The organism is Nocardia sp. NPDC058705, from assembly GCF_042749305.1.
Taxonomy (GTDB): Bacteria; Actinomycetota; Actinomycetes; order Mycobacteriales; family Mycobacteriaceae; genus Nocardia.
The window spans coordinates 35,541-56,274 of record NZ_JBHYRN010000028.1; the positions used below are offsets into that span (position 1 = coordinate 35,541).

General features: G+C 68.0%; 20 protein-coding genes. 9 read left to right on the forward strand and 11 right to left on the reverse strand.

What is annotated here, in order from left to right; genetic code table 11:
* Positions 1 to 76 precede the first annotated feature (76 nt).
* The 6 genes from ACFW6D_RS26095 to ACFW6D_RS26120 all read left to right on the forward strand — a co-directional run bounded on the left by ACFW6D_RS26095 (position 77) and on the right by ACFW6D_RS26120 (position 6,206).
* Complete coding sequence (locus ACFW6D_RS26095) at positions 77 to 988, forward strand: DMT family transporter (protein WP_379332305.1); 912 nt, start codon at positions 77 to 79, stop codon at positions 986 to 988.
* Positions 989 to 1,108: 120 nt separating this feature from the next.
* Positions 1,109 to 3,151 (forward strand): ABC transporter ATP-binding protein, encoded by a 2,043-nt coding sequence (locus ACFW6D_RS26100; protein WP_379332390.1) that lies wholly within the window; start codon positions 1,109 to 1,111, stop codon positions 3,149 to 3,151.
* Complete coding sequence (locus tag ACFW6D_RS26105; protein ID WP_379332307.1) at positions 3,148 to 3,885, forward strand: energy-coupling factor transporter transmembrane component T family protein; 738 nt, start codon at positions 3,148 to 3,150, stop codon at positions 3,883 to 3,885. The genes ACFW6D_RS26100 and ACFW6D_RS26105 overlap by 4 nt, the downstream gene beginning before the upstream one ends.
* Before the next feature lie 53 nt (positions 3,886 to 3,938).
* Positions 3,939 to 4,616, forward strand: a complete 678-nt coding sequence (locus ACFW6D_RS26110; RefSeq protein WP_379332309.1) for a DUF1345 domain-containing protein — start codon at positions 3,939 to 3,941, stop codon at positions 4,614 to 4,616.
* A 172-nt stretch (positions 4,617 to 4,788) separates the two neighbouring features.
* Positions 4,789 to 5,421 (forward strand): ammonium transporter, encoded by a 633-nt coding sequence (locus tag ACFW6D_RS26115; RefSeq protein WP_379332311.1) that lies wholly within the window; start codon positions 4,789 to 4,791, stop codon positions 5,419 to 5,421.
* 143 nt (positions 5,422 to 5,564) lie between these two features.
* A complete protein-coding gene (locus ACFW6D_RS26120) occupies positions 5,565 to 6,206 on the forward strand; it encodes a cysteine hydrolase family protein (protein WP_379332313.1) in 642 nt (213 codons plus the stop codon).
* A gap of 139 nt (positions 6,207 to 6,345) precedes the next feature.
* Here ACFW6D_RS26120 and ACFW6D_RS26125 read toward each other — a convergent pair whose 3' ends face one another.
* From ACFW6D_RS26125 to ACFW6D_RS26145, 5 genes are all read right to left on the reverse strand, one after another.
* A complete protein-coding gene (locus ACFW6D_RS26125) occupies positions 6,346 to 6,516 on the reverse strand; it encodes an antitoxin (RefSeq protein WP_379332315.1) in 171 nt (56 codons plus the stop codon).
* Positions 6,517 to 6,591: 75 nt separating this feature from the next.
* Positions 6,592 to 8,856 (reverse strand): ATP-dependent DNA ligase, encoded by a 2,265-nt coding sequence (locus ACFW6D_RS26130; protein WP_379332317.1) that lies wholly within the window; start codon positions 8,854 to 8,856, stop codon positions 6,592 to 6,594.
* 48 nt (positions 8,857 to 8,904) lie between these two features.
* Entirely contained in the window at positions 8,905 to 9,150 is a 246-nt protein-coding gene (locus ACFW6D_RS26135; RefSeq protein ID WP_379332319.1) for an antitoxin, read from the reverse strand.
* A gap of 31 nt (positions 9,151 to 9,181) precedes the next feature.
* Positions 9,182 to 10,315: an MBL fold metallo-hydrolase gene (locus ACFW6D_RS26140; protein ID WP_379332321.1), complete on the reverse strand. Its 1,134-nt coding sequence runs from the start codon at positions 10,313 to 10,315 to the stop codon at positions 9,182 to 9,184.
* Positions 10,315 to 11,043 carry an enoyl-CoA hydratase gene (locus tag ACFW6D_RS26145; RefSeq protein ID WP_379332323.1) on the reverse strand — a complete coding sequence of 243 codons (729 nt, stop codon included), beginning with the start codon at positions 11,041 to 11,043 and terminating at the stop codon, positions 10,315 to 10,317. The genes ACFW6D_RS26140 and ACFW6D_RS26145 overlap by 1 nt, the downstream gene beginning before the upstream one ends.
* Before the next feature lie 92 nt (positions 11,044 to 11,135).
* Between ACFW6D_RS26145 and ACFW6D_RS26150 the strand changes: the two genes are divergently transcribed.
* Positions 11,136 to 12,299, forward strand: coding sequence for a flavin-containing monooxygenase (locus ACFW6D_RS26150; RefSeq protein ID WP_379332325.1), 1,164 nt, complete (start codon positions 11,136 to 11,138; stop codon positions 12,297 to 12,299).
* Here the strand turns inward: ACFW6D_RS26150 and ACFW6D_RS26155 are convergent.
* A complete protein-coding gene (locus tag ACFW6D_RS26155) occupies positions 12,280 to 13,134 on the reverse strand; it encodes an aldo/keto reductase (protein WP_379332327.1) in 855 nt (284 codons plus the stop codon). The two genes, ACFW6D_RS26150 and ACFW6D_RS26155, sit on opposite strands and share 20 nt — an antisense overlap.
* 103 nt (positions 13,135 to 13,237) lie before the next feature.
* Positions 13,238 to 14,746 carry a carboxyl transferase domain-containing protein gene (locus tag ACFW6D_RS26160; RefSeq protein WP_379332329.1) on the reverse strand — a complete coding sequence of 503 codons (1,509 nt, stop codon included), beginning with the start codon at positions 14,744 to 14,746 and terminating at the stop codon, positions 13,238 to 13,240.
* Between the two features lie 82 nt (positions 14,747 to 14,828).
* Here ACFW6D_RS26160 and ACFW6D_RS26165 point away from each other — a divergent pair, with 82 nt between their 5' ends.
* Entirely contained in the window at positions 14,829 to 15,107 is a 279-nt protein-coding gene (locus ACFW6D_RS26165) for a helix-turn-helix transcriptional regulator (RefSeq protein WP_101464495.1), read from the forward strand.
* Positions 15,104 to 15,637: a hypothetical protein gene (locus tag ACFW6D_RS26170; RefSeq protein WP_379332332.1), complete on the forward strand. Its 534-nt coding sequence runs from the start codon at positions 15,104 to 15,106 to the stop codon at positions 15,635 to 15,637. The genes ACFW6D_RS26165 and ACFW6D_RS26170 overlap by 4 nt, the downstream gene beginning before the upstream one ends.
* Positions 15,638 to 15,695: 58 nt before the next feature.
* Here ACFW6D_RS26170 and ACFW6D_RS26175 read toward each other — a convergent pair whose 3' ends face one another.
* The 4 genes from ACFW6D_RS26175 to ACFW6D_RS26190 are packed head-to-tail and all read right to left on the reverse strand — an operon-like array spanning position 15,696 to position 20,730.
* A complete protein-coding gene (locus tag ACFW6D_RS26175) occupies positions 15,696 to 16,298 on the reverse strand; it encodes an ATP/GTP-binding protein (RefSeq protein ID WP_174551063.1) in 603 nt (200 codons plus the stop codon).
* The gene (locus tag ACFW6D_RS26180) at positions 16,279 to 16,653 is read right to left on the reverse strand and encodes a DUF742 domain-containing protein (RefSeq protein ID WP_056818578.1); all 375 of its coding nucleotides are present in this window, start codon (positions 16,651 to 16,653) and stop codon (positions 16,279 to 16,281) included. Before ACFW6D_RS26180 ends, ACFW6D_RS26175 begins: the two co-directional genes overlap by 20 nt.
* A 7-nt stretch (positions 16,654 to 16,660) precedes the next feature.
* Positions 16,661 to 17,074: a roadblock/LC7 domain-containing protein gene (locus ACFW6D_RS26185; protein ID WP_011207200.1), complete on the reverse strand. Its 414-nt coding sequence runs from the start codon at positions 17,072 to 17,074 to the stop codon at positions 16,661 to 16,663.
* The gene (locus ACFW6D_RS26190) at positions 17,071 to 20,730 is read right to left on the reverse strand and encodes an ATP-binding protein (protein ID WP_379332334.1); all 3,660 of its coding nucleotides are present in this window, start codon (positions 20,728 to 20,730) and stop codon (positions 17,071 to 17,073) included. The genes ACFW6D_RS26185 and ACFW6D_RS26190 overlap by 4 nt, the downstream gene beginning before the upstream one ends.
* Between the last annotated feature and the right edge of the window lie 4 nt (positions 20,731 to 20,734).

Genomic DNA, 20,734 nt, shown 5'->3' on the forward strand with positions numbered 1-20,734 from the left:
CTCGATTCAGTCCTACTGAATATTAGATGGCGAATACCCGCTTGTGCTTATCCCTTGGTAGGTCCACCGTTGAGGGATGAAGTCGCGTCTGCCCGCTCTCGCCCTGGTCGCTGTGATGCTGACCTGGGCGTCGTCGTTCGTGATCATCCGCGGCATCGCGCCGTATGTCTCGCCCGCGGCGATGGCGTCGGGGCGAATCCTCGTCGGCGCGCTCGTGCTGGGGGTGGTGCTCGCTGTTCGCGGCAGGCCGCTGCCGCGTGGCCTGGCGCTGTGGTTGACGCTGGCGTACGGCGCGCTGTGGTTCGGGTTGTACACGGTGCTGGTGAACGCCGCCGAACATCATCTCGACGCGGGCACCACGGCGCTGCTGGTGAATATCGCGCCCATCGTGGTCGCGGTGCTGGCCGGGGTGTTCCTGAACGAGGGCTTCCCGCCGCTGCTCATCGTGGGGATCGCGGTCAGCTTCAGCGGCGCGGCGATCATCGCGTTCACCGGTCCCGGACAACGCGACCGCATCGGGGTGCTGCTCGCGGTGGCCGCCGCCCTGCTCTACGGGGTCAGTGTGGTGGCACAGAAACTCGTGCTGCGAACGACCGATCCGGTGACCACCACCGCGTTGGGCGCGATCGCCGGAGCGGTCGTCCTGCTGCCGTGGGCGCCGCAGATGGCACACCAACTGGCCGAAGCACCCCTGTCGGCCACCGTCGGCGTCGTCTACATGGGCCTGATCCCGACTGGCCTGGCCTTCCTGCTCTGGGCCTACGCCCTGTCGCACACCCCCGCAGGCGTGACCGCGTCCTCGAGCTACGCCGTCCCCGCCCTCGCGATCCTCATGTCCTGGATCTTCCTGGCCGAGGTACCCACCCTCACCGCCCTCCTCGGCGGCACCCTCTGCCTGACCGGCGTGGCAATCGCCCGCCTGAACCCGCGCATGTTCCGCCGCACACCCCAGGACCACACGCCCGATCCCGTCCCGGCGCGCCCATAGATTCCACACGAACTCCACATCGGCACCACACCCGCAAACCCAACCCCCTGGCAGACTGGACAGGTGAGCGACACCCCCCGCGGCCCCCTGCGCCCGATCGAACTTGCGAGCGGCGCGGTGATGGCTGGGCTCACGGTCGGCCTCATCACCGTCGGCTCACTGGTTCCCATGGCTGCCGCATTACAGCTCGTCGCCGCGGTTCCACTCGGGCTGCTCGCCCAGCGATATCGTCTCCGCGCGCTCGCCACCGCCACCATCGCGGCAACGCTGGTCACCTTCGTCGCCGCGGGCATGATGCCCGCGCTCGGCGTGATGGGCGCGGCCACCCTGGCCGGCATCATCGGCACGGTGAAACGCCGAGGCGGCGGATTCCCCACGGTCTTCGCGCTCGGCATCGTGGCAGGCGTGGGCTGGGGCCTGTTCTCCGTCGGCAGCCTGCTCGTCTTCGCCAAAACCAGGGAACTGTTCTTCGAAGCGTTCCGCAACACCGCGAAGGGCATCGAGAATCTGGCCGGGCGGGTGCCTGCCCTGGAACCGCTCGGCCGAGCGGCCGCCGACGCCGTCGAGGGGATTCTGCAGTGGTGGTGGATCTACATCGGCGCCACCGTCGCACTCGGCGTGCTGGTCAGCACGGTGATCTCCTGGTTCGTGCTCGGCGCGGTACTCGATCGACTGGCCTGGCTGCCGGGCAGTGATCGTCTCGACGCGCCGGCGGATGATCGGCCGGTAGGGCCGCTGCCGGTGTCGCTGCACGGGGTCGGTTATCGGTACGAGGGTGCTCAGATGGATGCGCTCGCCGACATCGACCTCACGATTCGCCATGGCGAGTTCGTCGCCGTCGTCGGCCACAACGGCTCAGGCAAATCGACTTTGACCCGAGTCCTGGCAGGCAGGCCGCCGACGACGGGTGCGGTGGATCGGCCGGGTTCGGCCGGCCTCGGCGCCATCGGCGGAACGGCGCTGGTCCTGCAGCGACCGGAGAGTCAAACGCTCGGGGTCTCGGTCGCCGACGATGTGGTGTGGGGGCTGTCGGCGGAATCGGCCGCCGAGGTCGACGTCGACGCCCTGCTCGCCGAGGTCGGCCTCGCCGACATGGGCGACCGCGAAACCGCCGCCCTCTCCGGGGGGCAACAACAACGCCTCGCCGTGGCCGCCGCGCTGGCCCGTCGTCCGGCCCTGCTCATCGCCGACGAGGCCACCTCGATGATCGACCCCGACGGCCGTCGCGAACTCGTCGCCCTGCTCGCCGAACTGCCCCGCCGCCACGGCACGGCCGTCGTCCTGGTCACCCACCACGAAGCCGACGCGACCGCCGCCGACCGGGTGATCCACCTCGCCGACGGCCGCATGGTCGACCACCTCGCCAGCTGGCCGCACCCCGCCCGCGACCAGCGCCGCAGGCCGATGGGCGAGCCCGTCCTCGAACTCACCGACGTGCGCCACACCTACAACCGCGGCACGCCGTGGGAGGCACCCGCCCTGCACGGCGTGGACCTGTCGGTCCGCAAGGGCGAGGCGCTGCTGATCGTCGGCGGCAACGGTTCCGGCAAGTCGACATTGGCCTGGATCATCGCGGGATTGATCGCGCCGAGTTCGGGCAGTTGCACACTGCGCGGCACCGCGGTCGACAAGCAGGTCGGCGATGTCGCGCTGGCCTTCCAGCACTCCCGACTGCAACTGCAGAAGCAGACCGTGGGCGCCGAGATCGCCGACTGGGGTGGGCGGGCGACCGGCTCCGGCGCGGTCGGTCAGGCCCTGGACGCGGTGGGTTTGGATCGGCGCCTCGCCGCGCGCTCGGTCGAGGAACTCAGCGGCGGGCAGGCCAAGCGGGTCGTCCTCGCCGCGATGGTGGCGAGTCGACCGCAGGTGGTGGTGCTCGACGAACCACTGGCCGGTCTGGACCCGCAGGGTCGCGCCGAGATCGTGGAACTGCTTGCCCGGCTGCGTGATTCGGGACTGACGCTGATCATCATCTCCCACGATGTCGCCGACATGGCCATGGTCTGCGACCGCACGGTGCACCTCGACGGCGGCGTGATGGTCTCGGCCGACGGCCACGCGATCGCGAGAACCCAAAGCGCACTGGAGAAGTCGCGGTTCGCGGCCGGTATCCCCCAGGGCGCCACGGCCCACACCAGCGCACCGAAAGGGACAACCCCATGAGCACAGTGCTGCTGCGTGAAGTACCGGTCGACAGCGTCGTGCACCGGCTGTGGGCGGGCACGAAGATGATCGCCGCGTTCGCCATCAGCCTGCTGCTGATGTTCCTGCCGTCCTGGCCGGTACTCGGGGTGATCGCGGGGTTCCTGGTCTTCATCTGGGTGCTCGCGCGGCTGCCGCTCGGTGCGTTCCCCCGGCTGCCGTGGTGGTTCTGGGGGCTGATCGTGCTCGGCGTACTGATCGTGGCGCCGATCGGGACGAAAGCGATGCTCGGCAACCTGCAGGTCATCGTGTTCGGGCTGGTACTGCTGGCGGCCTCGTTCCTGATCGCGTTCACCACCCCGATGGGTGAGATCGCCCCCGCGCTCGCGAAACTCGGTGCGCCACTGCGCAAGTTACGTCTTCCGGTCGACGAGTGGGCGGTTGTCGTCGCGCTGACGCTGCGCGGTCTGCCGCTGTTGTTCGACGAGATCCGGGTGCTGCGCGCGGCTCGCAAACTGCGCCCCAAGGAGAACCTGCTGCACCGCACCACCGACCCGCTCATCGACATCCTCACCGCGTGCATGGCGGTGTCGTCGCGACGTGCGGGCGAACTCGGTGAGGCGATCACCGCGCGCGGCGGTACCGGGATGCTGACAGCGCACCCCAGCGCACCGCACCGTCGTGACGCGATCGCCCTTGCGGTCGTGTTCGCGGTCTGCGCGGGCGCCGTCGTGTTGAGTACCGTCATCGGCTGAACCCACGCCCGGCCTCCCCGGCAACACCCGATTCCCGGGCGATACTGCACGATGTGACCGACAGCGAGCACGCGCTCCCCGCCTGGCGCAGGCCCACCGAGGGTGAGTCCCGCCTGTCCGCCACCGGCGCGATCCTCGCGCTCGTGGTGGTCCAGGCGCTGCTGCCCAACCAGTTCCTGCCCTCGCCCGGATGGCTGCTCCCCGCACTGGAACTGGGCGTGCTCGCCGTGCTGCTGGTCGCCAACCCGAGCCGGATGGACCGCCAGGAACCGTGGATCCGCAAGCTCAGCCTGTTGCTGTCGGCCCTGATCAGCTTCGCCACCGCCGTGTCGACGGTGCGGTTGGTACAGGCCATCGTCGTCGGCCAGATCGACAAACAGCCGAGCGAACTGCTGCTCAGCGGCGCGATCATCTGGACGACCAACGTCATCGCGTTCTCGCTCTGGTACTGGGAATTCGATCGCGGCGGCCCAGCGGCCAGGGCGAACGGCCGGGAACCGGTGCCCGACTTCCTGTTTCCGCAGATGCAGTCGCCCGAACTGGCCGACAAGGACTGGCGACCCGAGTACTTCGACTACCTGTACCTGGCATTCACCAACGCCACCTCGTTCGCGCCCGCCGACGTACTGCCGCTCTCGCGCTGGTGCAAGGTCATGATGATGGCCCAGTCGGTGATCTCACTGGTCCTCGCGGCGATGGTCATCGCGCGCGCCATCAACATCCTGAAGTGAAGCGCAATACCCCGATTTCACTGTCCCGAAACCTGGTTGCAAGCTATGGTTCGTCACAGAAATCGAGCTAGGCAGCTTCACGCGCCGGTCACGCACTTTCTCGGGGGAAGTCATCACCACGGCGCTTGTTCGAGCACTCACACCTGATGAAGTCCAGATGGGAAATGTTCATATGATCATCCGCAGAATCGCCGCGGCCGCCATTCCGGTGCTCGCTGCAGCGCTGGTGGGAACCGGAATCGCCGGGGCAGACCCGGTCACGCCGAATGTCGAGTACCGCACCGACGTCGTCGGCAACACCCTTGTCACCACCCTCACGCACGGCACCTTCGCCCTCACCGGCGGTGCGGTCGAGATCCGCGACGAAGCCGGCGCGACCCTGATGTCGCTGCCCCTGTCGGTGCGCGACGGCGCGTTCGAATACCCATTGCCGCACTCGATTCGCGAGGACAGCACGGTGCTCGAGCTGACCGCGGTCAAAGACGTCGCGGCGGCCAGGCCCAACCTGACGCCGGTCGCCTCGCCCGCGGAAAACTCTGCGGCGCAAGCGAACTTCGCCTCCACCTTCGGCCTTGCCACGGCCGTCGGCAGCTTCGTCGGCATGGGCATCGGTGCCGTGATCGGCCTGGTTATCGGCGCGGCAGCGGGCGGGGTCGGCGCGATTCCCGGCCTCATCACGGGCGCCTCCGTCGGCGGGGTCATCGGCACCCTGGTGGTCGGCGGGCCGACGCTGATCATCGCGGGTATGGACCTGATCAACACCTACACCGCCCCGCCGGGAACCACCCAGTGGGCAACCAAATAGTCTGCGCCCACAAACTGATTGCCTGATCGCCCCGATGCCGGTTCCGGTGTCGGGGCGACTCGGTTCTCGGCGCGGGCAGTCCGGTTGCCCGGTCGCGCACGCGAGTCTCGACAGACTCGCGCCCGCCGACGATACTGGCGCCGGTGCGACAAGGAAACGGACTCGACATTCCCGATACCCTCGGCGATCTGTGCGCGCCCGACCGGATGGCGCTGATCGTCTACGACATGCAGGTCGGCGTCCTCGGCCAATTACCCGACGGCCAGGAGATCGTCGAGCGCGTGGTGCGGGTCGTCGAAGCGGCCCGGCGCGGCGGCTATCCGGTGATCTTCCTGCGGCACTTCTTCCCACCGCGGCGACTGACCGGCGTGTACGGGATGCGACTGCTGATGAGCTGGCAGAACGCCGAATCCGTTGACGACGTGGCCTTCATCCTGCAACGCGATACGCCCGCGTTCGAGCTGGTACCGGAACTCGTACCGCGCGAGGACGAGCTGGTCTTCGACAAGATGTCGATGTCGGCGTTCGAGGGCACACCCCTGGCCACCCTGCTGCGCGATCTGCGGATCGGCGCCTACGCCATCGCCGGGGTGGCGCTCGAGATCGGGATCGCGCCCACCGTCAGCCATTCGACCGACCTGGGTTTCGTGCCCGTGGTGATCAGCGACGCCTGCGGCGGTCGCGACAAAGAGGCGATGGCACGGGCCTACGACGACTTCGCGTTCCAGGGCAATGCACTGGTCACCGATATCGACACGATCTCGAGCCTGATGTCCGAAAACTGAACAACCGGCAATCTTTCAGCACTGGATTTTCGGCCGCCTCGGATCCGAGAGGCGAGACGTAACGCCGAAGGCGGAGTATCGCCTCTCGGATTCGAGGCCCTCAGGGCCGAAAATCCCGCGGCGCCAGCCGCAAGAAAATTCAGCGCAGCGCGTTCTTTGCCGCGTCCTGGGCGGAGTCGACCTGGCCGCTGAACTTGCCACCGGTCTTGTTGTCGACCACGTCGCCGGCCTTGTCGATGACGCCGTCTACCTTGTCCGCATGCTGGGCAGCCATGTCCATCGCCTTGCCGGCCAGGTTCTTGAAATCCACCGCGTACTCCTCGTTTGATCCGACACCAGTACAACGCGACAACCGTAGCAACATCGCAGCTTTCGCGGGTGGGCATCAGCGTGGCGAACTCGTCACACCGTCCCACACGGGGTGCCAGAGCCGTCCGGTGTCGGTCCATGCCTGGAAGCGGACGGTGCCGGTGAGTTCGGGGGTCACCCATTGCGCGTCGTGGCGTTCGTCGGCGGTCAGCTCATTGGTGAACGGTGAGGTGTCGCGCTGCAGTCCGGCCAGTTCGTCGGCGATCCGACGCGACTGCTCGTACCCGAATCCCGTTCCCACCCGGCCGACATAGATGAGGCCGTTCTCGTGCGGCATGCCGAGCAGCAGCGACTTGAACGGCCGTTTGTCGCTGCGCCGCCACCCACCGACCACCACGTCGCGGGTGCGCCAATTGCGCTGCTTGAGCCAGGTCTGGCTGCGCTTGCCCGGCTGGTACACCGATTCCAGCCGCTTGGCGACGACTCCTTCCTGGCCCTGCTCGCGACTGACCTTCATCGCCTCGGCGCCCGAACCGTCCAGCAGCGCACTGACATTCATCGACGGCGACAGCCTGCCCAGCGCCTCGAGCACGGTGCGGCGATCGGTGTACTTCTTGCGCAGCAGCGAGGTGCCGTCGAGGTAGAGCACGTCGAACGCGACGAATACCGCGCGGGCCGAATCCGCTTGCAGTGCTGAGATATCCGAGAGACCGGCGTCATCGAGGACTACCGCCTCACCGTCCAGGATCACCTGGTGTCCGGCCAGTTCTTCGCCGAGGGCGGCCAGGCGCGGATATCGGGCGGTCACCGTGTTGCCCGCACGGCTGCGGACCGTGACTGTGCCGTCGTCGATTTCGACGATCACCCGGAAGCCGTCCCACTTCGTCTCGAAGGCCCAATCCGCAGGTGTCAGCGATTCGACATCTCCTGCGGTAGCCAGCATGGGCGAGAGACCGCGCGGGAAACCCTTGTCCGCCACAGGTTCTCGACGAGCCTGGTCGCGCATGAAGTGCATCAGCCACTGGTCGCCCTTGGTCTGGATGAAGGCGTAACGGCCGGACACCCGTTCGCCGTCGAGCTCGACGATCACCTCGTCGGAGCGCCACTTCTCGGTGACATAGGTGCCCGAATCCCAGATCGTCATCTCTCCCGCACCGTATTCGCCCTTCGGGATAGCGCCGTGGAAGTGCAGGTATTCGAGGGGGTGATCCTCGGTGCGCACGGCGAGGCGGTTGTGTTTCGGTTCGGTCGGCGGGCCCTTCGGCACCGCCCAGGAGGCGAGGACACCGTCGTGTTCGAGGCGCACATCCCAGTGCAGGCGGCGCGCGTGATGCTCCTGGATGACGAAACGGTTGCCGGGGCCGGGTTCCGGGGTCGCCTCGGGGACCGGTTCGGGGGTGCGCTGCGGGTCGCGCATGCTGCGGTACTTGGCGAGCGAGTCCGGTCGCGGCCGATCCGGCAGTGGCGGGTCGAGTTCGGCCAGCAGGTCACCGTCGGCCTTCCAGCGAGCGAGCACCTCGTCGAAACGTAACTGGCGCAACGCATCCGCGTCTTCGATCTCGGCCCAGGTGCGCGGGGCTGCCACATTCGGTTCGGCGCGACCGCGCAGCGAGTACGGGGCGATGGTGGTCTTGGCCGCGTTGTTCTGGCTCCAATCCAGGAACACCTTGCCCTTGCGGGCCGCCTTCGCCATGGTCGCCGTCACCAGATCCGGGTGCAGCGCTTCGAGATTGGTGGCCACCTGCTTGGCGACGGTAGATGCGCCAAGCGAACTCACCGGCCGGTCGAGGGGCACATAGACGTGAATCCCCTTGCTACCACTGGTAACCGGGAACGCCCGCATGCCGATATCGGCGACCAGCGCGCGCACGGCCAGCGCGACCCGCGCGCATTCGGCCAGCCCGGCGCCGGGACCAGGATCCAAATCGAACACGATCCTGGTCGCCGGGCCGCGCTCGTCACCGTCGAAACGCCATTGCGGCACATGGATTTCCAGCGCCGCCTGCTGCCCCAACCAGGCCATCCCCGCTTCGGAGTCGATCAGCGGGTACACCACGCGGCGGCTGGAATGCTCGATCGCGGCGCGGTGTATCCACGCGGGCGCGTGCTCGGGCAGGTTCTTCTCGAAGAAATCGGAGTGATCGACCCCGTTCGGCCACCGTTTCCTGGTGACCGGACGCCCCGCCACATGCGGCAACGCGGCCTCGGAGATCGCCGAATAGTAGGCGATCACCTCGCCTTTGGTGGTGCCGGTCTCCGGGTACAGCACTTTGTCGAGGTTGCTGAGCTCAACCTCGATGTCCGGTTCACCCGGCGCGCCCCGAAATTCCCGGCGGACCATCGACGCAATCCGGCAGCGGGGACCGAATACCGGCCCCCGCGGACCGAATCAGGCCTTGGGTCCCGGATCTGTCGGAGCGGGGCCACCGGCGGCAGGACCGGGGCCTGCCTGCGGGGGCACGACCTTCTTGGCCGCGTCCTTGCCCTTCTCGATCTTGTCGCTGTACTTGCCCTTGGTTTTGTCATCGATGAAGGTGCCGGCCTTGTCGACCGCCTCATTGATCTTGTCGGCGTTCTGTTCGACCGCTACCTTGCCCTTACCGAGCAAGCCCTTCAACGTATCTACGAGACTCATCTAACGATGTTCCTTTCGAGAGGCGGGTCGGTCACTCAACATCTTCCCACCACGAATCCCGTGGTGGGAGGTCATTCGGAACCACCCTCTGGCCCGGCTTGGGCACTACCACCGGAGTACCCGCATCCGCGGCCGCCGACACCAGGCGGCGGACGGGTTCGGACCAGCCGTGGAAGGCCAGGTTGAACGTGGCCCAGTGGATCGGGACCAGCAGGCCGTAGCCGGGGTCGCCGAGGCACAGGTCGGCGTGGGCGCGCACCGCCTCTTCGGGATTCATGTGCACATCGGTCCAGCGCTCGTCGTAGGCGCCGATGGGCAGCAGGGTGAGATCGAAGGGGCCGAGTACCGCGCCCGCTTGGGAGAACGCCTTCGTGTAGCCGGTGTCGCCGCCGAAGTAGACCCGTTTGGTGGGGCCCGACAGCGCCCACGACGCCCACAGCGTGGTGTTTCGGACCAGGCCGCGGCCGGAGAAGTGCCTGGCCTCGGCGCAGGTGATGGTGAGGCCGCGGTCGTCGGCATCGTGGCCGAGCGAGACCGAGCCACCCCAGTCCAGCTCGACGATCCGGTACTCGGGCACACCCCACTGCCGCAGGTGCGCGCCGATTCCGGTGGGCACGACGAACGGGGCGAGCTGGGTGCGGACGAGTTCGTCGACGGTGGCTTTGTCGAGGTGGTCGTAGTGATCGTGGGAGATGATCACGGCGTCGACCTGCGGCACCTGCGACAGTTCGCCGGGGACCGGATGCAGCCGGGCCGGGCCGACGACCGGGGACGGGGAGACCCGTTCGCTCCACACGGGATCGGCCAACACCCGGTAGCCGTCGAGTTCGACCAGGGCGGAGGCGTGCCCGTACCAGGTGACGGCGAGTTCGGCCGCCTGCTCGGGGACCGCGGGGGTGACCAACGGGACGGGGTTCGCCGGGCGACCGACGCGGCCCTTGGTGAGACCCGACCAGATCAGCGACGGTGCGGCACCGGCCGCGAGCATCAAACTCGGCTCGGTGTTGTGGAAACGGCCGTCGCGGTAGGAGGACTTGCCGATCGCGGTCGGCGCGATGGCCGACGGACCGGCACCGAGCGCAGTGGGCAGCCCCCACACCGCGCGCGCCACCCAGGCGAGACCGAGGGTGCTCGCCAGCGAACCGGCCACTCGTGTGATCCGCATCAGCGGCCCACGAACTTCGCCGGACGCTTCTCCTGCCGGGCCAGACGGCCCTCTTTCGCGTCGTCGCTGCTCCACGCGGCTTCCAGCGCGGCAACCTGTTGCGCGCTGGCCGGGTCGCCGGTGCCGTCGTCGTTGAGCATCAGCTTCATGGCCTGCAGCGACAGCGGCGCGAGCGCGGCGATCGACTTGGCCCAGTCCTGCGCGTCGGCCAGTGTGCCGAGCTTGTTGGCGAAGCCGTAGGCGTAAGCGTCTGCGGCGGAGACGGATTCGGCGCCGAGCAGGATCGTGCGGGCCGGACCGCCACCGATCAGCGCCGCCAGCCGCGACACCGTCCAGCGGTCGACCGAGATGCCGAGCTTGGCCGCGGGCACCGCGATGTAGGCATCGGGCTCGATCACCCGCAGGTCCGAGGCCAGCGCCAGTTGCACGCCCGCACCGAGCGCGCCGCCGTTGATCGCCGAGATCACCGGCACCGGAACGGATTCGATGGTGTGCAGCATGTCGAGCAGCCCGCTCAGGAACGACTCGGAGTACACCCCCGACAGGTCGGCACCCGCACTGAAGATGGGTCCGCGGCCGGTGAGCACGATGGCCCGCGCACCTTGTGCCACCGCGTCGAGCACCGCGGCGCGCAACTGCCCGACCAGGTCCTCGTTGAGCGCATTGCGCCGTTCCTCGCGCTGCAATTCGATGGTGATCACATCACCATCGCGGGTCACGCCGAGCATGCATACTCCCCAGAATCGGCCGGATTTCGTGGATGTTCACACTCTGCCACAGGCCACCGACAACGCCTGGTAAGGCGATAGCATCCACGACTGTGGTTCACGACAATTCTGCCTCAGCCGCCGCGGTACCAGCCCCCGGGAGCCATGACTTCGACATCCTGGTGATCGGTGCGGGACAGGCCGGACTCTCCGCTGGCTACCACCTACGCAAGCTCGGACTGGTGCCCGAGCGCGATTTCCGCATCGTCGATCAGGCGCCGGGACCCGGTGGGGCGTGGCAGTTCCGGTGGCCTTCGTTGACATTGACGACGGTGAACCGAGTGCACGATCTGCCGGGGATGTCCTTCGCTGAGACGCTGCCCGCTGGATCGGAGTCCGCGCCCGCTGCCACGGCGGTGCCGCACTATTACGAGCTCTACGAGAAGCGCTTCGACCTGCGGGTTCAGCGGCAGGTGACGGTCAAAGTGGTGTGCGATCGAACGGCCGACGGCAGTAGCTGCGCGGGGCGCGGCGAGGTTTTCCAGGTCGAAACCGAGGGTGCGGGCACCTTGCGCACGCGCGGGCTGATCAATGGCACCGGCACCTGGGAGCGCCCGTTCGTCCCCCGATACCCGGGGGCCGACACCTTCGCCGGTCGTCAGATGCACACCCGCGACTACCAGACTGCCGACGAGTTCGCGGGCAAGCATGTGGTGATCGTCGGTGGGGGCATCTCCGCGGTGCAGTTGCTCGACGAGATCTCGCTGGTGACTTCCACCACATGGGTGACCAGATCGGAGCCACGGTGGCGGCAGACGCCGTTCGTGGAACAGGACGGGCGCGACGCGGTGGCGCTGGTGGAGGACCGTGTGCGCGCCGGGCTGCCGCCGGGGTCGGTCGTCTCGGTGACCGGACTGCCCCTGGACGCGCGTTTGCGGGCCGCCCGCGAGCGTGGCGCGTTGCGGCGGTTGCCGATGTTCGAGCGGATCGAGCCGACCGGCGTGCGATGGGCCGACGGCAGTTTCCAGGCCGCCGATGTGATCCTGTGGGCGACCGGTTTCCGCAGCGCACTGGACCATTTGGCACCGCTACGGCTGCGCGGACCAGGCGGCGGGATCACCATGACCGGACGGTTGGCGACCCAGGTGGCCGTCGATCCGCGCATCCACCTCATCGGCTACGGGCCCTCGGCCAGCACGATCGGCGCCAACCGGGCCGGCCGGGCCGCCGCCCGCGAACTGACCGACTACCTCGGGATCAGTCCAGCCCGGCGCTGAACGTCGACGGATCGGGGCCGACCCGCTTGCCCGCGTCGAGGCGGCTGATCGACTCCATCGCCTCGGCGTCGAGTTCGAAGGTGAACACATCGAAGTTCTCGGCGATCCGCGACGGCGTCACCGACTTCGGGATGACGATATTGCCCAGCTGCAGGTGCCACCTGATGATGACCTGCGCGGGCGTGCGGTCGAGTTCCTTCGCGATGCCGACGATGGTCGGGTTGTCGAGCAAGGTGCCCTGCCCGAGCGGGCTCCACGCCTCGGTGGCGATCGCGTGATTGGCATCGTATTGACGCAGGTCACGCTGGGAAAGCGTGGGATGTAGTTCGATCTGGTTCACCGTGGGGATCTCGCCGGTGTCGGCGATCAGGGTCTCCAGGTCGATCACCCGGAAGTTCGAGACACCGATCGAACCGACCCGGCCCTGCGACTTCAGCGCCTGGAACGCGCGGAACGTGTCGACATAGCGACCGGCCGACGGAACCGGCCAGTGGATCAGATACAGGTCGAGATAGTCCAGGCCGAGGCGCTGCATGCTGGTGTCGAAAGCACGCAGGGTGCTGTCGTAGCCCTGGTCGGTGTTCCATAGCTTGGTGGTGACGAAGAGTTCGTCGCGGGGAATCCCGGACTCACCGATGGCGCGGCCTACGCCTTCCTCGTTTCCGTAGACCGCGGCCGTGTCGATGCTGCGGTAGCCGACCTTCAACGCCTCGGCCACCACCCCGGTGACGTCTTCCGCCGGCACCTGGAACACACCGAAGCCGAGCTGCGGGATCACGTTCCCGTCATTGAGCACGATGGTGGGGACAGGGCTGCTCTCACTGCGAAAGGTCACCCTTTCGACCGTAGAAGCGGTTCGGGGTGTCGTCAACGACGGTGCGTGGTGTGTTTCCCCCGACCTGCGAATGGGTACGAAGCGGGGCGCGAGTCGGGGGCCGTCAGCTGCCGCCCACCAGTCCGATTCGCCGGTATCTGGCCTGGCGCAGGGTCCGCAGTTCGGCCGGATCCCCGGCGCGCAGGGCAGCCAGTTCGGCGGCGATCGCGAGGACCGTGCGGCGGGCGAAGGCGACCGGTTCGTCGGCGGCGTCGGGGTACTCCTCGACGATCTGGTCCACCACACCGTCATCGAGCAGGTCCGCCGATCTGATGCCTTGCGCCGCAGCCATTTCCGGTGCGTGCGCGGTGTCGCGAAACACGATGGCGCTCGCCCCTTCCGGCGGCAGCGGGGCCAGCCAGCCGTGCCTGGCGGCGAGCACCCGGTCGGCGGGCAACAGCGCGAGGGCGCCGCCGCCGGTGCCCTGGCCGAGCAGCACGGAGACGGTCGGGGTGTCGAGGGTGACGAGATCGGCCAGGCAACGCGCGATTTCGGGGGCAAGCCCGCGTTCTTCGGCCTCCTTGGACAGGGCCGCACCGACGGTATCGATGACGAGCACCAGCGGCAGCCGCAATTCCCGCGCCAGCACCATCGCGCGCCGCGCCTCACGCAGGGCGGCCGGGCCCATGGTGTGTTCGCCTTCCTGCCCGGATCGGTCGTGGCCGAAGACGACGCACGGTTGCCCGGCGAAGCGGGCGAGGGCGAGCAGGACGGTGCGATCGGAATCACCGCGACCGGTACCGCTGAGCGGGACCCGCTGTGTCGTATGGCGAAGCAGATCCCGAATGCCGGGTCGGCCCGGCCTGCGCGAGCTGAGCACCGAATCCCAGGCGCTCGCAGCGGGATTCGCCGGTGTCGCCGGACTACGAACGGGCGCAGCCCAACCCGGTTCGGTGGTCACCGGTTCGACAGCGCCGCCGGCGACACTCATCGCCCGGTGCGCGATCCGGCGGAACACCTCCACGGTCACCACGCCGTCGATCACGCCATTGCGATAGAGGTTCTCCGCGGTCTGCACGCCGGGCGGAAAAGGCCTGCCGTACAAGGCCTCGTACACGCGTGGCCCGAGGAATCCGATGAGTGCGCCGGGCTCGGCAAAGGTGATGTGCCCCAACGAACCCCACGACGCGAACACCCCGCCCATCGTCGGGTTGCGCAGGTACACGAGGTACGGATGTCCCGCCGCCTTGTGCACAGCCACCGCGCCCGCGATCTTCACCATCTGGACGAAAGCTACTGTCCCCTCCTGCATTCGAGTGCCGCCGGAGGTCGGCGAGGCGATCAGCGGCAGGCCGAGTTCGGTCGCGCGCTCGACCGCACACACGATCCGCTCGGCCGCCGCCACCCCGATCGACCCGGCCAGAAACGCGAACTCGCAGGCGATCACCGCCACGCGGCGCCCCCGCAGCAGACCCTCCCCCGTCAACACCGCCTCATCGGTGCCCGCCCGTTCCGCCGCCGCGATCAGCTCCTGGCGATAGCGCGGCGACACCGCGGGCTCGATCGGGGCCCGGTCCCAGCTCACGAAGGAGCCCGCGTCGAGCAACTGGCCGAGCAAGTCATCCGCCGACATGTGCACGCTCTGAGCCTAGCCGGAACGACTGTACCGTTGGAATGTCTTGACATTCTGTTGTGTTTTTACAACACTTTATTAGGTGAGCCCAGTCAGACGAGGGGAAACCCTACCGATCTTCAACCGCATCGCCGTGTTGCGCGCGGAGCATCGGATGAGCCGGGCGGCGCTAGCCGAGGCCGTCAACGTCAATGTCCAGACGATCGGCGCGCTCGAGCGTGGCGATCACTATCCGAGCCTCGATCTGGCGATGCGCATCTGCGATGTCTTCGCGCTGCCGATCGAAGTCGTGTTCTCCCGCAAGGAATTCGGCCCGTTGTCGGCCGAGCTGTACCCACGTACGAAAGGCGAAATGCCATGACCAGCACCCTCATCGACCGCTACCAGAACTATCGAATCCAGCGCTGGCTCGTCCAGGAACAGCGAACCGCAGGGATGCTGCGGAGCTGGCGACCGCTGCGCCGGCGACGGATGTTGGTGATCGGCGTGGTGATCGCGCTGCTCGGGATCACCGTCGCGGGAGTGATGTGCGCGCTGGATCTGGCAGCGGCGCCGGTGGTCGCGCTCATCGCACTTGTGCTGTTTCTGCCCAGCTGGACGATGCTGCGCATCGCCTCTGGCGGGCAGGATCACGCGCCCGACCAGATGCTCGACGAGCTGGAGATCGCCGAACGCAACAAGGCGCGGTCGGCGGGACTCGCTGTCACCCAGACGCTGACGGTGCCGCCGCTGGCGTACCTGATCTTCGTCAGCGCGATCGCGCCGGAAGCCGACGCCTATCGCACCGCCTACGCGGGCGGACTGATGATGCTGGCCGCGATCCTCGCCGGTGGCTGTGCACCGGCGATGATCCTCGGCTGGACGCGACCGGACCCCGAACCGGAGTCGTGAACGAAATCGGGGCTGCGGCCTTCATCGCGGCAGCCCCGGTCATCGTCGAAGAACCGGCTCAGTAGCCCTGCATGACCTTGCGCAGCGCGTACTCGGTCAAGGCGACCAGTGCCTGCTTGGCCGGTTCCCGGCGACGGGCGTCGATCGACATGATCGGCACGTCGGCGGGAACCGCAAGCGCCTGGCGGATGTCTTCCAGGGGGTACTTCGGCGCATCGTCGAACTCGTTGAGCGCCACCAGGAACGGCAGCCCGCGGGCCTCGAAGTAGTCGACAGCGGCGAAGCTGTCTTCGAGCCTGCGGGTGTCGACCAGCACCACGGCGCCGATGGCGCCGCGGATCAGGTCGTCCCACATGAACCAGAACCGGTACTGGCCCGGCGTACCGAACAGGTACAGGACCAGGTCGTCGGCGAGGCTGATACGGCCGAAGTCCATGGCCACCGTGGTGGTCGACTTCTGCGGAATACCGGTCAGGTTGTCGATTCCGGTACTGGCGTTGGTGACCAACGCCTCGGTGCGCAGCGGAACGATCTCCGACACCGCACCGACCATCGTGGTCTTACCCACACCGAAGCCACCGGCGACAACGATCTTCGCCGAAGTCGGCTTGGCCGTGCGGGTGTCTACCTGCGCCGTCGAATCAAATACGCCGGAGTCCACTGAGAACCCTTTCGATCAGCTCGCGACGTTCATCGTCGCTGGAATCGTCTTTCAATGTTGCCGAAACCCGGACATGACCGGCCTCGATCAGATCGGCTACGAGTACCCGGGCCACCCCGATCGGGATGTACAGCTGGGCAGCTATCTCGGCAACGGACGGCGATTGCCTGCACAACTCCACGATGGACGTTTCGAGGTTGTTCAGTTCGTACTGCCGCTCCATGGCGACCGGATGCGATGCGACGAGTGCCTCCAGCGCCAACTCGACCGCCGGCCTGGTGCGGCCGGCAGTCAAGGAGTACGGGCGAACGAGGCTGGGCTCGGCGCTCCCCATGCGGTGATCGTCTATGTCCATCCCACCATCAGGAACCCATCGTGACGCGCGGTGTGGCCTGGACTGTCTGGCCAACGCGCTCGACCAGAAGTGCCATTTCGTAGCCGACCTGACCGATGTCACACGAGGTGTTGGTCAGGACAGCTAGGTAGGAGCCATCGCCGACTGCCATGAGCAGCAGGTAACCGTGCTCCATCTCGACGACGGACTGCAGTACCGTACCGCCTTCGAACAGATTCGACACGCCGACGGACAGGCTCGCCAGTCCGGCGGTGACGGCAGAGAGCTGCTCGGCACGGTCGACCGGGAGCTGAGCGCTCGCGGCCATCAAGAGTCCGTCAGCCGAGACCAGGACGGCATGGGCTACGCCAGGAACCTCGTTGGCGAAGTTCGAAACCAGCCAATCCAGCTGACGGTTCGTACCACCTAGATCGGGGTTCATCGGTCTCCTTTATCTCCGGTTAGGTTCATTGCCTTCATTGCGCGGCCATCCCGGACGCCCTGCTGATGACGACTCAGGCTGTTGCGGATCGTGGCGGGATCGCGTTGGGGCTGGGTGCGCTCGGCGGCGCCGCTCACACCACCCGGCACGAGCCTGCCGCCCGGACTGCGCTGTGGCAAGCCGGCGGCGGTACGGACCTCGGCCTGGGCTTCGCTGGCCGCACGAGCGGCCTGCCATCCCTCGTCACCGGGTGATTCGAAGGCGGCGGCCATCTGGTTGCGGTCGGAGTTCTCGTCCGTGAGCCACGCCGACATCATCTCGGCGAAGATCGGCGTTCCGCCCATCACGGAATCACCCTCGGGTGCCGGCTGCAACCTGGTCTGGAAGAACGACGCAGCCTTCTCCGGACTGGCCCGGAAGCTGTGCCGACCCGGATCACGCCCTGCCGACGCAGCGTTATCCGGCTCCGCAGGTTCCCGATCCCGTTGCGGCAGAGCCACTCCTGGCCCGGCGGTCGCCTGCGGTACAACACTAGCCCCGGGATCGCGCTGCGGCAGCCCATTCGGTGCAGCCGCACGTTGCGGCAGGCCGTTGGGCGCGTCCCGCCGCGGTTGCGCCGCGGCCGGATCCTGCTGCGGCGCAGGGGTTGCGCGCTGCGGCAGGCCATTGGCCGGACGGGCGGGCTGAGCGCGCGGCGGGAGTCCGTTGGCCGGATCACGCTGCGGCAGACCACCGGTCTGCTCACGCTGCGGCGACGGATCACGCTGCGGCAGCCCGGTCGACGGATCACGCTTGGGCAGTTCACCGGACGGATCGCGCTGCGTGAGCGGATCGAGCCTCGGCAGACCGCCGGACTGATCCCGATGCGGCAGCCGCGGTGTGGGTTCACGCTGCGGCAGACCGCCGGAGGCAGTGCCCCGCTGCGGGAGACCGGTCGACGAATCACGCTGGACCGGTTCGGAATCACGCTGCGGCGCGGCACTTCCCGGCGCACGCTGCGGCAATCCGGTCGGCTGGTCACGCTGCGGCAGACCCGTTACCGGATCACGCTGCGGCAGGCCGCCGGTCTGCTCCCGCTGCGGGAGCCCGGTCGACGGGTCGCGCTGCGGCAACCCACCGGTCTGATCACGCTGCGGTAGTCGCTGCGCCGGATCACGCTGTGGGAGACCGACAGAGGGATCACGCTGCGGGGCACCGTTGGCGCCGGGCGAACGCTGCGGCAGACCACCGGGGGTGCTCCCCCGCTGAGTCTGTGCCGCATCGCGCTGCGGCGCGGCGGGCGGCTGTGCGGAATCGCGCGAGGGCGCACCGCTGGCACCGGGCTGACGCTGCGGCAATCCGCCGCCGGTCTGCGCGAGCCCGCTCGGCTTCTGCTCGCCCTGACCCGGCCCGGCGGGCGGACGCTGCGGCCCGCCCGGTGCCAGATTGCGCTTGGGCAGGTTCGCCGCGGCGAGCTTGCCGCGCTGGGGCACGTTCGCCTGGCCCGGCGCAGGCGGACGCAGCGACGGCGACGACTGCTCGGTCGCGTCCTGTGCCGCACCCGCTGCCATCGAGTTACCCGGCTGACGCTGCGGCAACCCACCACCGGCACCCGCCGGGGTCGGCCCGCTGACGCCGGGATCCACGGTGACCATCACGTTGCCACCCGGGGTGCGGGTGATCGCGCGGGTCTGCATGGTGCTCGGCTGCTGCTGTGGGTTGGGCTGCGGCCGCTGCTGGTCCGGTGCGGGAGCCTGCTGCTGCTTCTGCAGCTGATGCGGCGGCACCACGGTCCCACCGGCACCCGAGACGATCAGGCCGACCGGCACGTGCACGGTGACGGTGACGCCGGGATCGCGGGCGGTATCGAAGGTCGGACGTAGTCGCACGGTGAGCCCGTGGCGCTCGGCCAGTCGGCCCACCACGAACAGGCCCATGTGGCGGGCGGTGTCGGGACCGGGCTCTGCGGTCTGCTCGAGCCGGTGGTTGATCTCCGACATCTCCGCGGGCGGCATACCGATACCGCGGTCGGCGACCTCGATCAGCAGACCCTGGTCGTGTGCCTGGGCGAAGGTGAACTTGACGTCGGTCTCCGGCGGGGAGGCCCGCAGCGCGTTGTCGAGCAGCTCGGCGAACAGGTGCGCCATATCGGAGGCGGCCGGTTCGACCAGCGAGCCACGCGGCGTGGCGCCGAGCTTGACCCGCTCGTAGTCCTCGACCTCGGAGATCGCGGCGCGCAGGACGTCGGCGATCTCGACCGGGGCCGACTTGGTGCGACGCTGTTTGGTACCGGCGAGAATCAGCAGGTTGTCACCGTTACGACGCATACGCGCCGCGAGGTGGTCGAGCCGGAAGAGGTTCTCGAGCAGGCGCGGGTCCTTCTCGTCGTACTCCATCGCCTCGATGAGGGTGAGCTGATGGTCGACGAGCGACTTGGACCGGCGCGCCAGGGTCTCGAACATGTCGTTGACCTGCGAACGCATCTGTGCCTGGTCACTGGCGAGGCGCAGCGCCTGCCCGTGGATATCGTCGACGGCGCGAGCCAGCTGGCCGATCTCCTCATCGGAGCGCACCGGCATCGGCTCGAGCGGCACGTCCTCGGGGGCGGCGCCGTTGCGGAGCTGGGCGACCTCGTGCGGCAGGTCGGATTCGGCGACGCGCAGCGCGGCGAGGCGAAGGCGGTGCAGCGGCACGATCATCGAGCGGGCGACGAACACGGCGAGCAACAGCGCGGCCAGGATCGTCGCGATGACGACCGCGGTGTAGGTCCAAGCGCCGGTGGCGGCCGAGCTGGCGAGGTCCTCCATGGCGATGTCGATCGCCTTGGTCGACTCGTCGACAGCGCCTTCGTAGGCCGCGATGCTGGTGTAGAGCGAGGTCTTGAGCTCGGTGACGGGCAACTGGCCTGCCGCGAACGCGGGACTGTCGAGCAGGCCGAGCCTGATGTCGACCTGCTTCTTGAGTTCGGCGATCACCGGGTCGCCGTCGGGGAAGCGGTTGGCGAGCACCTCGACCCGGTGCCGTTCGACAGCGACACCGGTGAGGTAGGTCTGAACGCCTTCTTCTTTGCCCTGCAGCATCTGGGCGATGCCCGCCAACTCGTCGACGAGCACCGTGCTGGTGTTGCGCAGGTCGACCAGACGAATCTTGTTCGCGTCCATCGCGGGGCTGCTCGCGTCGGCGAGTGTCGCTTCCACGATGCGGATGCTGTCGTTGTTCATCTCCGAGACCACGGCAAGTGACGGTTCGAAGACTGTCGTCAGGCCGGAGCCCTGCGCCTGCACCTTCTTGGCGTGGGTGAGCATGCGTCCGAACGCATCCTGCACCTCGGGCAGCCCGGAGAGCTGGTCCAGCGCCGCGTCGGCCTTGCCGATCACCCCATCGAGGCGCTGCAGGTCCTGCGGGGTCACCAGTGAGGCACCGGCCCCGTTCGGCACCATCTGGCTGCCGACCACCTGGGCCGTGACGGCGCTCAGCTGGCTGACCACCGGAATCGTGTCTACCTGCTCGTTGATACTGGACAGCCGATTGGCTTCCGAGAACTCCGAGGTAATTCGAGACACGCCGAGCCCGACCGCGACCGCGAGTGGCACGGCAAGCACGGCCGTAACCTTCCAACGCAGGTCCCAGTTGCCGAGCGCCCAGCGTTTGCTGCCGGACCTAGCGGCGTCACGCATCTCC